This window comes from Rhizobium sp. WYCCWR 11152 (assembly GCF_013087615.1).
Taxonomy (GTDB): domain Bacteria; phylum Pseudomonadota; class Alphaproteobacteria; order Rhizobiales; family Rhizobiaceae; genus Rhizobium; species Rhizobium indicum.
The window spans coordinates 36,053-48,826 of the sequence record NZ_JABFCP010000028.1; the positions used below are offsets into that span (position 1 = coordinate 36,053).

The 12,774-nt window shown below is 60.2% G+C and carries 12 protein-coding genes and 1 riboswitch; of the genes, 7 read left to right on the plus strand and 5 right to left on the minus strand.

What is annotated here, in order from left to right:
* Positions 1–9: 9 nt before the first annotated feature.
* Complete coding sequence (locus G9X67_RS34200) at positions 10–432, minus strand: helix-turn-helix domain-containing protein (protein WP_171600729.1); 423 nt, start codon at positions 430–432, stop codon at positions 10–12.
* A gap of 71 nt (positions 433–503) precedes the next feature.
* Between G9X67_RS34200 and G9X67_RS34205 the strand changes: the two genes are divergently transcribed.
* The 6 genes from G9X67_RS34205 to G9X67_RS34230 all read left to right on the plus strand — a co-directional run bounded on the left by G9X67_RS34205 (position 504) and on the right by G9X67_RS34230 (position 8,756).
* Positions 504–2,798 (plus strand): heavy metal translocating P-type ATPase, encoded by a 2,295-nt coding sequence (locus G9X67_RS34205; RefSeq protein WP_138334973.1) that lies wholly within the window; start codon positions 504–506, stop codon positions 2,796–2,798.
* Positions 2,799–2,962: 164 nt separating this feature from the next.
* Positions 2,963–3,187, plus strand: a riboswitch (cobalamin riboswitch).
* 279 nt (positions 3,188–3,466) lie between these two features.
* Positions 3,467–3,688: a glutaredoxin-like protein NrdH gene (nrdH, locus tag G9X67_RS34210; protein WP_018243700.1), complete on the plus strand. Its 222-nt coding sequence runs from the start codon at positions 3,467–3,469 to the stop codon at positions 3,686–3,688.
* A gap of 14 nt (positions 3,689–3,702) precedes the next feature.
* Positions 3,703–4,107, plus strand: coding sequence for a class Ib ribonucleoside-diphosphate reductase assembly flavoprotein NrdI (gene nrdI / locus G9X67_RS34215; RefSeq protein ID WP_138334974.1), 405 nt, complete (start codon positions 3,703–3,705; stop codon positions 4,105–4,107).
* Positions 4,086–6,290, plus strand: a complete 2,205-nt coding sequence (nrdE, locus tag G9X67_RS34220; protein WP_138334975.1) for a class 1b ribonucleoside-diphosphate reductase subunit alpha — start codon at positions 4,086–4,088, stop codon at positions 6,288–6,290. The genes nrdI and nrdE overlap by 22 nt, the downstream gene beginning before the upstream one ends.
* A 163-nt stretch (positions 6,291–6,453) precedes the next feature.
* Positions 6,454–7,428, plus strand: a complete 975-nt coding sequence (gene nrdF, locus G9X67_RS34225; protein WP_138334976.1) for a class 1b ribonucleoside-diphosphate reductase subunit beta — start codon at positions 6,454–6,456, stop codon at positions 7,426–7,428.
* A 104-nt stretch (positions 7,429–7,532) separates the two neighbouring features.
* Positions 7,533–8,756, plus strand: a complete 1,224-nt coding sequence (locus G9X67_RS34230) for an adenylate/guanylate cyclase domain-containing protein (RefSeq protein WP_171600730.1) — start codon at positions 7,533–7,535, stop codon at positions 8,754–8,756.
* Positions 8,757–8,760: 4 nt separating this feature from the next.
* Here G9X67_RS34230 and queE read toward each other — a convergent pair whose 3' ends face one another.
* The 4 genes from queE to G9X67_RS34250 form a co-directional block, all read right to left on the minus strand.
* Complete coding sequence (gene queE, locus G9X67_RS34235; protein WP_171600731.1) at positions 8,761–9,489, minus strand: 7-carboxy-7-deazaguanine synthase QueE; 729 nt, start codon at positions 9,487–9,489, stop codon at positions 8,761–8,763.
* Positions 9,486–9,842, minus strand: a complete 357-nt coding sequence (queD, locus tag G9X67_RS34240) for a 6-carboxytetrahydropterin synthase QueD (RefSeq protein ID WP_138334979.1) — start codon at positions 9,840–9,842, stop codon at positions 9,486–9,488. Before queD ends, queE begins: the two co-directional genes overlap by 4 nt.
* Entirely contained in the window at positions 9,842–10,552 is a 711-nt protein-coding gene (queC, locus tag G9X67_RS34245; RefSeq protein ID WP_138391141.1) for a 7-cyano-7-deazaguanine synthase QueC, read from the minus strand. The genes queD and queC overlap by 1 nt, the downstream gene beginning before the upstream one ends.
* A gap of 173 nt (positions 10,553–10,725) precedes the next feature.
* Positions 10,726–11,778, minus strand: a complete 1,053-nt coding sequence (locus G9X67_RS34250) for a LacI family DNA-binding transcriptional regulator (protein ID WP_138391140.1) — start codon at positions 11,776–11,778, stop codon at positions 10,726–10,728.
* 307 nt (positions 11,779–12,085) lie between these two features.
* Here G9X67_RS34250 and G9X67_RS34255 point away from each other — a divergent pair.
* A partial coding sequence (locus G9X67_RS34255) for an ABC transporter substrate-binding protein (RefSeq protein WP_171600732.1) occupies positions 12,086–12,774 on the plus strand: 689 nt, incomplete at its 3' end.

Here is a 12,774-nt window from a genome sequence, read left to right on the forward strand (position 1 = left end):
GGAAATGCTCTAGTGGTGCGGATGCGTGCACTGGCCGTGGTCGGCGAGAACCTCGATGACGCGGCATTGGTCGACGCGGCCGTGGCCGCAGCCTTCCACCATGGTTTCCAGCTCGGCCTTCAGCGCCATCAGGCTGCGGATGCGCTGCTCGACCTCGATGAGGCGGGCCTTGGCGATGGCGTCGGCCGAGGCGCAGGACTGGTGCGGATCGTCCTGCAGGGTGAGCAGCGTGCGGATCGCCTCGATCTCGAAGCCGAGTTCGCGGGCGTGGCGGATGAAGGCGAGGCGGCGGATATCGGCGGGTTCGAAGGAGCGCTGGTTGCCCTCGCTGCGGCTCGGGGCCGCGAGCAGGCCGATGCTTTCATAATAACGCACCGTCGGCACCTTGACGCCGCTCTGGCGGGCGGCTTCACCGATCGTGATCTTTTTCATGATTTTCCTCTTGCACCTCTAGTCACTAGAGGATGTAGGAGGGATGCTTCTGTTTGACAAGGAAGCGGATCATGGCTGAGAGCGAGACACGATACCGGGTTGGCGGCATGGATTGCGCCTCCTGCGCAACCAAGATCGATACGGCGGTCAGACGCTTGGCGGGTGTCGCCGATGTTTCCGTTTCGGTGATGGCAGGCACGATGACCGTCCGGCACGATGGCAGCAGTGATCTCAAGGCGATCGAGAAGAAGGTGACCGGGCTCGGCTATTCCGTCGCGCCGCTTGCCGGAAACGCTGCGCCTGCGCATGCCCACAGCTTGCAGCATCGTCACGACCATGGACATGAGCACCGTGATCACGCGGGCCATGACCACGATCATGCGGTGCATGATCATGAAGGGCACGACCATGCAGGCCATAGCGATGACCATGCAAGTCATGACCACGACGATCATGGCGAGAAGGAAATTGAGGGGCTGCACGGGCACGACCATGCGCCGATGGCCGGTCCCTGGTGGCAGAGTAGGAAGGGCCGGCTGACCATCCTTTCGGGTGCGGCACTCGTTGCAGCCTATGCCGTCGGCCATCTCGTGCCGGCGGTTGCCTCCTATGCCTTCATCGTCGCCATGCTGATCGGGCTGGTGCCGATCGCCCGGCGCGCTATCATGGCCGCTTTCTCAGGCACACCGTTTTCGATCGAGATGCTGATGACGATCGCCGCTGTCGGCGCCGTCATCATCAATGCCGGCGAAGAGGCGGCAACCGTTGTGTTCCTGTTCCTCGTTGGCGAGCTGCTGGAAGGGGTGGCAGCGGGCAAGGCGCGCGAAAGCATCCAGTCGCTGACGGCGCTGGTGCCGAAGACCGCGCTGCTCGAAGACAATGGGCAGACGCGGGAGGTGCCGGCGGAAAGCCTTTCGGTCGGCGCCATCATCATGGTTCGTCCTGGCGACCGGATCTCGGCGGACGGCATCATCCTCTCAGGCGAGAGCGCGATCGACGAGGCGCCGGTGACGGGTGAGAGCACGCCGGTACACAAGGGCGTCGATGCCGTCGTTTTTGCCGGCACGGTCAATGGCGACGCGGTGCTCAGGGTTCGCGTCACGGCGGCTGCCGCCGACAATACCATCGCCCGCGTCGTCAAGCTGGTGGAGGAGGCGCAGGAATCGAAGGCGCCGACGGAGCGCTTCATCGATCGGTTCTCGCGCTATTACACGCCCGGCGTGGTCGTGGTCGCAGCGCTGGTCGCGGTCGTTCCGCCGCTGCTGTTTGCTGGGCCGTGGGGCGAATGGGTCTATAAGGGCCTTGCGATCCTTTTGATCGGCTGCCCCTGCGCGCTCGTCATCTCGACGCCGGCGGCAATCGCCGCCTCGCTTTCATCCGGTGCGCGGCGCGGGCTGCTGATGAAGGGCGGCGCGGTGCTGGAAACGCTCGGCAAGGTGACGATGGTCGCCTTCGACAAGACGGGCACGCTGACGGAAGGCAAGCCTCAGGTGACTGACATCATTTCGTTCGGGCTGAGCGAGGCGCAGGTGCTGTCGCGCGCGGCGGTGCTGGAGCAAGGCTCCAGCCACCCGCTGGCGCTGGCGATCCTCAACCGTGCCAAGGCCGATGGTGTTCCCGTGCCGCCGGCCTTCGAGCTGGAAGCGCTGCCGGGCAAGGGTGTCAGCGGCAAAGTCGGCGGTGAGGCGCTGGATCTGCTGTCGCCGCCTGCCGCCCGCGAGCGCGGGACGCTCGGCGCGGAACAGGATGCACGCATCACGGCGCTGAACGACGAGGGCAAGAGCGTGTCGGTGCTGCTCGTCAATGGTGTTGCGGCCGGCTTGATCGCGATGCGCGACGAGCCGCGCGAGGATGCCGAGGCCGGGCTCGCTGCCCTCAAATCAGCAGGCGTCAAGGCGATGATGTTGACGGGCGACAACAAGCGGACGGCAGCAGCCGTTGCCGGCATGCTCGGCATCGACTGGCGCGGCGAGATGATGCCGGAGGACAAGCAGCGGGTCGTCGGCGAATTGAAGCGCCAGGGTTTCATCGTCGCCAAGGTCGGCGACGGCATCAACGATGCTCCGGCGCTGGCCGCTGCCGATATCGGCATCGCCATGGGTGGCGGCACCGATGTGGCACTGGAGACGGCGGATGCCGCCGTGCTGCACGGACGCGTCGGCGACGTGGCGCGAATGATCGAACTTTCCAAACGCACGATGCGCAACATCCTGCAGAACATCACCATCGCACTCGGGCTGAAGGCGGTGTTTCTGGTGACGACGATCGCCGGCATTACCGGGCTCTGGCCAGCGATCCTCGCCGATACCGGCGCCACCGTACTGGTGACGATCAACGCACTGCGGTTGCTTCGGATAAAAATATGAATGTCGTTTGGGGAGCCGGCTTCTGCCGGCTCTTTTTATGATGGGTTCTCCACAGCGCTTTTCCGTTAACGCTTCATTATCCACATCATACACAGGCGCGGCGATTCGTTGTCGCCATTGCTGCGCCGCCGCAACAACTTGTTGACGTCATCGGCGATTCGGGTACCATATCTAGTGTTCGAGGTTCCGTCGATTCGTGAGGATCGGCGGCTAAGACGGGAATTCGGTGCGCTTCGCCATCATGGTGCGGCAATGCCGGAGCTGCCCCCGCAACTGTAAGCGGCGAGCAACTGTCCGATTTCAGGTCACTGGAGCATGATGCTCCGGGAAGGCTGGGCAGGCGCTTTGACCCGTGAGCCAGGAGACCTGCCTCGAACGAAACGTCCACGGGCGGGGTGTCCGGAAGGTCGCGTTGCATGCCTGCGGGGAATCTCCGCATCGCGTTTCGCAGGCCCGAACCTCCGCCCCCGAAACCTTCGCATTGAGCCACTTCGGGGTGAAGTCATGTCAGTATCTCAGTTCAGGCCGCCACCCGCTCAAGGTAGAGGGCGGAGTACGCCCAGCGGCTAAACAGCCGCACAGCTCAAATCATCAGAGAACTTTTCGACGGATATCGACAGATTTCCGATCGATGTCCTGCGCCCAATCGCGTCGTCACGAGGAATATCATGACCATTACCGTCTACAGCAAGCCTGCCTGCGTCCAGTGCACTGCCACCTACCGCGCCCTCGACCGGTTGGGTGTCGATTATGACATCGTCGATATCTCGCAGGATGCCGAAGCGCTCGATCGCGTCCGCAGCCTCGGCTACATGCAGGCGCCCGTCGTCATCGCCGGCGAGCAGCATTGGGCGGGCTTCCGTCCCGACATGATCAGCGCGCTCTCTTGACGTGAGGACAAGCGATGGGCCTGATCGTCTATTATTCCAGCCGATCCGAGAACACCCATCGGTTCGTCGTCAAGCTCGGACTGCGCGCGGCGCGCATTCCGCCAGGTGGCGCAGACGCATTCCATATCCGCGAACCCTTCGTGCTGATCGTGCCGACCTATAGCGGCGACGGCGGCAAGGGCGCCGTTCCCAAGCAGGTGATCCGTTTCCTCAACGATGCGGAAAACCGCGGACACATCCGCGGCGTAATCGCCGCGGGCAATAGCAATTTCGGCGAGACATACGGGCTCGCCGGCAACGTGGTCTCGCAGAAATGCCAGGTGCCGTACCTTTACCGGTTCGAGCTCATGGGCACCGAAGACGACGTCGCCAAGGTCAAACACGGAATGGAACGATTTTGGACACGGGAACAAACCTGACGCGGGATGCGGGCGCAAAACCGCATCACACTATTGCTCAGCCCGCCGGGGAGAGGCCGTCGAAGGCAGCCGAAACCCTCGACTATCACGCGCTGAACGCGATGCTGAACCTCTATGACGATGAGGGGCGGATCCAGCTCGACAAGGATCGAATGGCTGCCAAGCAATATTTCCTGCAGCATGTAAACCAGAACACGGTGTTCTTCCACAATCTGAGGGAAAAGCTCGATTACCTCGTGACCGAGGGTTATTACGAGCAGGAGGTTCTCGACCAGTATTCCTTCAATTTCGTGCGGGATCTGTTCGACCAAGCCTATGCCAAGAAATTTCGTTTCCCAACCTTCCTCGGCGCCTTCAAATATTACACCAGCTATACGCTGAAGACCTTCGACGGAAAGCGCTATCTCGAGCGCTATGAGGACCGCATCTGCATGGTGGCTCTGGCCTTGGCGCGCGGCGACGAGGCCCTTGCCCGCGACATGGTCGACGAGATCATTTCCGGCCGCTTCCAGCCGGCAACGCCGACCTTCCTCAACGCCGGCAAGAAGCAGCGCGGCGAACTGGTTTCCTGCTTCCTGCTGCGCGTCGAGGACAATATGGAATCGATCGGTCGGTCGATCAATTCGGCGCTGCAATTGTCGAAGCGCGGCGGCGGCGTGGCGCTGTCGCTGACGAATATCCGCGAGGCAGGCGCGCCGATCAAGCATATCGAGAACCAGTCCTCAGGCATCATCCCTGTCATGAAGCTGCTCGAAGATAGCTTCTCCTACGCCAACCAGCTCGGCGCGCGGCAGGGGGCAGGTGCGGTCTATCTCAACGCCCACCACCCCGACATCATGCGCTTCCTCGACACCAAGCGCGAAAATGCCGACGAGAAGATCCGCATCAAGACGCTGTCGCTCGGCGTCGTCGTGCCCGATATCACCTTCGAGCTAGCCAAGAACAACGAGGATATGTATCTTTTCTCGCCCTATGACGTGGAGCGCGTCTATGGCGTACCCTTCACCGAGATTTCGGTGACGGAAAAGTACCGCGAGATGGCTGATGATGCCCGCATCTCCAAGAAGAAGATCAAGGCGCGCGAATTCTTTCAGGTGCTTGCCGAAATCCAGTTCGAGAGCGGCTACCCCTACATCATGTTCGAGGACACGGTGAACCGGGCGAACCCGATCGCCGGGCGTATTTCGATGAGCAATCTCTGCTCGGAGATCCTGCAGGTGAGCGAGGCGAGCGAATATAATGACGACCTTTCCTACAAACATCTCGGCAAGGATATTTCCTGCAATCTCGGCTCGCTGAATATCGCGGCGGCAATGGATTCGGCCGATTTCGGCAAGACGATCGAGACCTCGATCCGGGCGCTGACGGCCGTTTCCGACATGAGTCACATTTCCTCGGTTCCCTCGATCGAGAAGGGCAATGACGAGAGCCATGCGATCGGCCTCGGCCAGATGAACCTGCACGGCTATCTCGCTCGTGAACGCATCTTCTACGGCTCCGAGGAAGGCGTCGACTTCACCAACATCTATTTTTATACGGTGACCTATCACGCAATCGGCGCCTCGAACCTATTGGCGGTCGAACGCGGCACGAGCTTCAAGGGCTTCGAGAATTCGAAATATGCCTCCGGCGAATATTTCGACAAATATACCGACCGGCCCTGGGAGCCGGCGACGGAAAAGGTGAAGGCACTGTTCGAGACGGCGGGCATCCACATTCCGACGCAGGAAGATTGGGCGGCGCTGAAGAAGGCGGTGATGGCTTCCGGCCTCTATAACCAGAACCTGCAGGCGGTGCCGCCGACAGGGTCGATCTCCTACATCAACCACTCGACCTCCTCGATCCATCCGATCGTCTCGAAGATCGAGATCCGCAAGGAAGGCAAGATCGGCCGCGTCTATTATCCGGCGCCGTTCATGACCAACGACAATCTCGACTATTATCAGGATGCCTACGAGATCGGGCCGGAGAAGATCATCGACACCTATGCGGCGGCGACCCAGCATGTCGACCAAGGCCTGTCGCTGACCTTGTTCTTCCGCGACACGGCAACGACGCGCGACATCAACAAGGCGCAGATCCATGCCTGGAAGAAGGGCATCAAGACGATCTACTACATCCGCCTTCGCCAGATGGCGCTGTCCGGCACCGAGGTGCAGGGCTGCGTATCCTGTACGCTGTGATTGATTTCGGGCCTCGAGCCAGAAGCCCCCTCACCCTAACCCTCTACCCGCTGGGGAGAGGGGACTTAGTGGGGATGCCGCTGCCACAAGTCTCTTCTCCCCAGCGGGAGAAGGTGCCGGCAGGCGGATGAGGGCGCGCCCAGACATATTGAGGGACCACCTAATGAACATACAAATCAAACCCGCTTCTCGCGTGCGCGCCATCAACTGGAACCGCATCGAGGACGACAAGGATCTCGAAGTCTGGAACCGGCTCACCGGCAATTTCTGGCTGCCGGAGAAAGTGCCGCTTTCGAACGACATTCCTTCCTGGGCGACGCTGACGCCGGTCGAGCAGCAGCTCACCATCCGCGTCTTTACCGGATTGACGCTGCTCGACACGATCCAGAACGGCGTCGGTTCCATCCAGCTGATGGAGGATGCGGAGACGCAGCATGAGGAGGCGGTGCTTTCCAACATCTCCTTCATGGAGGCGGTGCATGCGCGCTCCTATTCGTCGATCTTCTCGACGCTGTGCTCGACGCCGGATGTCGACGATGCCTATCGCTGGTCGGAGGAGAACGAATTCCTGCAGCGGAAATCGGCGCTGATCATGGAGCAGTATCGCTCCGGCGATCCGTTGAAGAAGAAGGTCGCGAGCGTCTTCCTCGAAAGCTTCCTGTTCTATTCCGGCTTCTACCTGCCAATGTATTGGTCGAGCCGCGCCAAGCTGACCAACACGGCCGACATGATCCGGCTGATCATCCGCGACGAGGCGGTGCACGGCTATTATATCGGCTACAAGTTCCAGCGCGGGCTGGAACGCCTCGGCGAGGAGAGAAGGCAGGAGATCAAGGATTTCGCCTTCGAGCTGCTGCTCGAACTCTATGATAGCGAGGCGAAATATACCGAAGCGCTCTATGACGGTGTCGGGTTGACCGAGGACGTCAAGAAATTCCTGCATTACAATGCCAACAAGGCGCTGATGAACCTCGGCTATGAGGCGTTGTTCCCGGGTGAGGCCTGCAAGGTCAATCCGGCGATCCTGTCGGCACTTTCGCCGAATGCCGACGAGAACCACGACTTCTTCTCCGGCTCCGGCTCCTCCTATGTCATCGGCAAGGCAGTGGCGACCGAAGACGAGGATTGGGATTTCTGAGGCATGATTGCAGTCTGCCTCTTATCATTTGCTCTCTCATCGCCCACATTCAGCGGAAACTAAATTCGGTCCTCGCCGATGATGTGGCGTAGCGGGAGTTTTTGATGTCGTCTTTTTTGAACAAGGCCGGGACTGCCGTCGAGGCGGACGAGGGCGTCTGGCCGATCCGCAGAAGACGGATTCTCGACTGGCTGGTGAACGATACGCGCGGCGAGCGGTTTATCGACAATATCCTGGTGGAAATGTGCGAGAAGCTGCTGGCGGCAGGGGTGCCGGTAGCGCGGGCGACATTGCATTTCAGGACGAACCATCCGCAATGGATCGGCGCCCGCATCCTCTGGAAGGAAGGCTTGGCAGAGGCGAAGATCAACACTTTCGCCTATGGTGTCGAAAACACGCCGGAGTTCCTGAAGGGTCCCGTCAACGCGATCCATCAGGGTTCGGAGGAGGTGCGTAGACATCTGGAAGGCACAGCCGACGGCGACGAGGATTCATTCTATCAGGAACTGCGCGATGACGGCCTCACGGAGTATATCGCCTGGCCGCTCGAGCATACTTTCGGCAAACGGCATGTCGCGACATTTTCCACCAGCCGGCCCGGCGGTTTTACGAGCGAGCATGTCGATTTCCTGCGTGACCTGCTGCCGGCCCTGACCCTCGTCAGCGAAATTCGGCTGAAGAACATCATGGCGCGCACGCTGCTGCAGACCTATGTCGGACCGCATGCGAGCGAACAGATCCTGGCGGGCGTCACGACGCGCGGCAGCGGTGCGACCGTCGGTGCGGCAATCATGATCTGCGACCTGCGCGACTTTACGGCGATCTCCGATCTCTGGCCGCGCGACGATGTCATCCATCTGCTCAATGATTATTTCGACGCCATGTCGGATCCGATCGAACGGCATGGCGGAGAGATCCTAAAGTTCATGGGCGACGGATTGCTGGCGATCTTTCCGCTGAGCAAGGAAACGGCCTGTCACGATCTGCTGCAGGCGATCCGCGAAGGCCAGGGGTTGATGGCGCAATTGAACCAGCAGTATGCGGGCAATGGACGCGAGCCGCTGCGTTATGGCGTCGGCGTGCATGTCGGCGACGTCATGTACGGCAATATCGGCTCGCGCCGGCGGCTGGATTTCACCGTCATCGGTCCGGCGGTCAATGTCGCCTCGCGGCTGGAAACGCTGACCAAGGAGGTCAAGCGTCCGGTGCTCTTGTCGCGGGCCTTTGTCGAAATGGCGGGCTGCGCGAAAGACATGGACAGCCTCGGCACCTTCCCGTTGCGCGGGCTCGGCGAGCCGGTCGATGTGTTCGCCTTTCCGGAGCGCTAGAAACTTATACTCCTCGCTTGTTTCCCCAAAGCAGCACATGCAGTTGAGGTAGCACGCGGGCTGTAAACCATTGGTCGGCTGTTACTTTTGCGACAAGCCAGTGCATTTGATCCATCACGCCGTCGATATCAATGCGTGCGTCATGGTCATCGGGTGGTGGCGGTGTGTGATTGCCGGGCTGAAGGAACAAGGGAATTTGGGGATAGCGCTGACCTGCGCATTGGGCGAATTCGTAGTCGGTATCGTCGAAGACGACAATCTTCAATGCGACCTCCGGTCCGCCGGCGGCCAGTTGAAGACAGTGATCCACGTGATCCCAGTCCGTCAGCATTCCGCTTGATGGCGGTTTGGGGCTGATGACCAGGATATCGAGATCGCGAAACCAGGCCTGGGCCACGCTTCCCTGTGTTTCCAGTGCAAAGCGGTATCCTTGGGAATGGCCGAGTTCGATCAGTGGCCTCAAGGGCTGTATCGCCGGATTGCCTCCGGAAAGGGAAACCGTCAGTGGTTTGCCCCCGGAGAGTTCGGTGACCTTATGCCAGACCGCCTCAGTGGACATAGGAATCCATTGATCCCGGAACGCGCTGTCGACGGCGTGAAGGCTGTCGCACCAGGAACACCGATAGTCACAGCCGCCTGTCCTGACGAACACCGTCGGCAGCCCAATCAAGACGCCTTCACCCTGTATGGTCGGGCCAAAGATCTCGCTGACGCGAATGGTCCCCACGCTCACGGCCTGTACTCCGCCCAGGTTTTCGGCGTCTCGCTGACGCGAACGGACGATGTCTCCGGGAAGCGCTGCTTGCACCAGTCGTAAAAGTGCCTTGCCAGAAATTCCGACGTGACTTTCGAATGGCCGAAGACGTCGTTCAGGTGACGATGATCGAAAGTTTCGTCGATATAGCGCTTGAGCGGTGAGAGGTCGTGATAGTCACGTACGAAGCCATCATCATTCAGGCTTTCCGCAGCCAGCTCGACGATGACGACGTAGTTGTGCCCGTGAAGCCGAGCACATTGATGGTCGGTAGGCAGGTGATCCAATTGATGGGAGGCGGAGAGATGAAACTCCTTGGTGATGCGGTACATCAACGCACCTCCGTGGCCGAATATCGAGACACGGCCGCTTTCCAGAAATCGCGGTCTTCGTATTCCGTGGGATCGGGGACGCCGGCAAGATGGAACGCTTCGCGACGTTCCACACAGGTTCCGCAGCGCCCGCAGTGGCGCTCGCCGCCTTTGTAGCAGGACCATGTCTCCGAAAACGGCGTGCCGTGTTTTTCGCCGTCAACCACGATCGCTGCTTTGGAGACATCGACGTATGGGGCAAGCAGTTTCACGCTCGCATAACCTTCCAGCGCTTCGTTCTGCATGCGCTGGAAAGCATCGATGAAGCCCGGCCGGCAGTCCGGGTAAATGAAGTGGTCGCCGCCATGCACGGCGACGGCAACGGCATCTGCTTTTTGCGCGGCCGCCAAACCGAATGCGATTGCCAGCATGATGGCATTGCGGTTGGGCACGACGGTGGCTTTCATTGTCTCCTCGGCGTAGTGGCCGTCCGGAACCTCGACATTGTCGGTCAGGGCCGATCCGCTGAGATGGCCGCCGATGCTGGCGATGTCGATGATATGATGGGGAACGGAGAGGCGTGAGGCACATCTGGCGGCGAAGTCGAGTTCCTTGCGATGCCGTTGGCCGTAGTCGAAGGATACGAGACCGATAAGCTGTTGTTCCGCTGCTACCTTGTGGGCAAGCGTAACGGAGTCCAGTCCGCCGGAGCAGACGACGATGGTTTTCATATTTTGGATCCCTTGTTTTGACCGGGTGGGCTGCGACCGGATTGCGCGGTGCTTCTAGGACAAATCACGCGTTATGGAAACAGTTTTGAAGCGTCAGCGTCACTAAGGGATGAGATGACGTTGATTTCACTGCGGTTTTCGTGGCTCGAGGTTTGATGCCAACGCGAGGTCGTCTAACCGATCGGAAAGTTGATCTGCGGCGGCAGCAGGAGTTGCAGATCCTCGGCATCCGGATTGTTGATGCGCTGCAGCAGCATGCGTCCCAGATCCTCGCCGGCCGCCGTCAGGTCCTCGTGGATCGTGTCGACCTTGGGCTGCAACTGGCTGAGAAGGCGGGACGTCTCCTTGGCGACGATATCGTAATCGACGGCCAGTATGCGGCCGGCATCGCTCATGCCGCTGATGACGGCAAGCGCCGAAACTTCGCCGGGGCAGATGAAACCATCAGGAGCATCCGGGTCATCAGCGCGGCTGCGAATGAAGTCGCGCAGCACGTCTGCCGGCGTATCGAGATCGACCGCCTCGGGGATCTCATAGGCGATGCCTGCCTCGCGCACCGCCGTCATAAAGCCATGCAGGATATGCTGGCAGAAGGTCAGCCGTTTCGGCGGCAGGATGACTGCCGCCTTTTTGCGGCCCTTGGCGATCAGCCGGCGCGTCGCCTCATAGGCAAAGGTGAAATTGTCGTAGTCGACATAGGGGTGCTGCGTCGAAAATTCGGTGCGGCCATGACAGATGAAGGGAAAGCCGGTCTCGAGCAGCAGGCGGACGCGGGCATCGAGCGGTTCGGTGCGCGTGAAGATCAGCCCGTCGGCGAGGTGATTTCGGATGATGTATTCAGCCGCCTCGACATCGGTCGTCGACAGGAAGTTCGGGGCGACGACAAGATGGTAGGAGGTCTCCTTCAGCGCCTTGGCGATGCCGTACATGATCGAGGTGCTGAAACCGACCACTTCCTCGTGCGAATCGAGCAGGATGGCGATGACGTTGGTGCGGCCGGTCTTCAGACGCTGCGCGGCCCGATCAGGAAGGTAGCCGATCTCGCGGGCGATACGGTGCACGCGTTGGCGGGTCTCGAGCGAAATCTGCGGCGCATCGGAAAGCGCCCGTGACACCGTCGTCACCGCAAGACCGGCGATCGTGGCGATCGTTCGCAAGGTCGGCTTGCCGCGCTTATGCGTGATATCGAGATTTTCGCCGCGTTGCGGCCGGGACGGTTCGGTCACCCTTGGCTTTCCATGCTGGAATTGCCGATACCATAACACGATGAATCGGGCGCGCAATCGACGAATGGAAACGTTTTAAATTTTAGCGTTTTGTTAGCCATAGATTAAATATGAAATATATTCAGTATCTTAGTGAAATAACCATATTTTTCTCGGGAGTCGAGAAAGGGCTTGACGACCAAAGATTTATAACGTTTTAAATTAGCAACCGCGCGGAGGAGCGCGGCCGTATGCTGACCGCTGCAATGGCGGGAAGCATCGGGCGGCAGGGAGGTCCCGCCGCCGATTTGCAAACGGGAGGAAATTCATGAACAAGTTTTTGAGCTCGGCAGCTATTGCTGTCGTGATGATGGCTGGCCTCAGTGCTGCCCGCGCCGCCGACGTGAAGGAAGTGCAGATGCTGCACTGGTGGACGTCTGGAGGCGAGGCAGCGGCGCTGAACGTCTTGAAGCAGGATCTTTCGAAGGAAGGTTTTGCCTGGAAGGACGTGCCGGTGGCCGGCGGTGGCGGCGATGCGGCGATGACGGCGCTGAAGGCGATGGTTGCGGCCGGCACCTATCCGACAGCCTCGCAGATGCTGGGCTATACCGTGCTCGATTATGCCCAGGCCGGCGTCATGGGCGATCTGACCGAGACGGCGAAGAAGGAAGGCTGGGACAAGTCGGTTCCGGCAGCCCTGCAGAAGTTCTCGGTCTATGACGGCAAGTGGGTTGCTGCTCCCGTCAACGTCCACTCGGTCAACTGGCTGTGGATCAACAAGGCTGTGATGGACAAGATCGGCGGCACCCAGCCGAAGACCTTCGACGAGCTGATCGCCCTGCTCGACAAGGCCAAGGCAGCCGGCGTGATCCCGCTCGCCCTTGGCGGCCAGAACTGGCAGGAAGCGACGATGTTCGATTCCATCGTGCTGTCGACCGGCGGTCCGGAGTTCTACAAGAAGGCCTTCAACGACCTCGACGATGAATCGCTGAAGTCCGACACGATGAAGAAGTCCTT